Source organism: Chryseobacterium endophyticum, assembly GCF_056333165.1.
Map to the genome: position 1 here is coordinate 1 of NZ_JBWGXE010000027.1, position 1,510 is coordinate 1,510.

General features: G+C 36.9%; 1 protein-coding gene. It reads left to right on the forward strand.

The window, feature by feature from the left end:
• Positions 1 to 1,510: RHS repeat domain-containing protein (locus AC0N32_RS19760; protein WP_476395545.1), on the forward strand; the 1,510-nt coding region annotated here is incomplete at both ends.

Sequence of the window (1,510 nt, forward strand, 5' to 3'; positions counted from 1 at the left end):
ACCAAGATTAATGATCCGAAGAATTTAGGCAGCAAACTCTTTGGGTATGAGATTAAATACAATCAGGTGGAGGGACTTGAAATTCCAAATTCAGACTTTCCCGATCTTATAGTAAAAGCAAAATACAATGGCAACATTGCCGAAGTGGACTGGAAAGTCGGAACAGAGCAAAATGCATCTTTAAAAAGATATGGTTACTCTTACGATGCGCTTAACAGGCTTAAAGCGGGATTCTACCAGAAAGCAGGCAGTGAAACAGCCAAAGAATATTTTGAGAAGCTTGATTATGATGCTAACGGAAATATTATCCGGCTAAAAAGATCCGAAGGGATTGTAGCCGGAAGTTCCACAGCCATGATGATCGACAATCTTAAATATGATTATATCGGAAACAGGCTGACTAAAGTAACTGAAGAGCAGACGGGAAACAGCAAAGGATATCCTTATATTGCTGCTCCCAATGTGATTAATTATGATGCTAACGGGAATATGACTAATTTGCTGGATAAAGGGATTTCAGAAATTGTTTATAATTTTCTGAACCTTCCTGTCAGCATAACCACCAATCCAACCACCAAGGGCAGATCAATAACATCCTATACTTACAGGGCAGATGGCATAAAAGTCGGGAAATCTTTTTATAAGAATGCAGTAACGAACTACACTTCGTATTTGGACGGATTTCAGTATAAATTTTCAATATCATCGATGACAGGTACTGAATTACAGTTTGTTCCGACTTCTGAAGGATACTATAGTTTTCCAAATAATTCTTATATTTACAATTATACGGACCATTTGGGGAACGTACGACTAAGCTACTTTAAAAATGGCAGCAGCATAGAAGTTCTTGAAGAAAATAATTATTATCCTTTTGGATTATTGCATAATTATACGGCTACAAGTGGAAATGCTTATCAGTACAAGTACAACGGTAAGGAATTGCAGACAGAAACAGGGATGTATGATTATGGGGCGAGATTTTATATGCCGGATATTGGAAGATGGGGAGTCGTAGATCCTCTAGCGGAGAAGATGCGTCGTCATAGTCCATACAATTATGCGTTTGATAATCCGGTGCGTTTTGTGGATCCTGATGGGATGGCTCCAGACGATATTATAACTACTGTTTTAAAATCAACCGTTACAAAAGGAGCGGATGGTCGATCAGAACTAATACAAAGAGAGGTTAATGTAAAAATGACTTTGACAATTGTTAATTTGTCAGGTTCTGATTTATCTAAAACTATGTTTAATAAAAGCTCGGGCACTATTAGTATAAATGAGTTTGAAGGGACTGGAATAAGTTCTTTTAACAATAATTCTACAGTCACAATGGACAATATTAAAAATTTTGATGTTCAATATAAAGTTGTTACAAGTGTAGATGATATAGGCAAAAACGATCATGTTTTGTTCATAGCTAATGAGGTTAAAAATAGTGACGGTGATGCCCTTGGCAAAGGACAAAGTCCAGGAAGAGTTTCAGCAGTTGAAGCGTCAACAATTA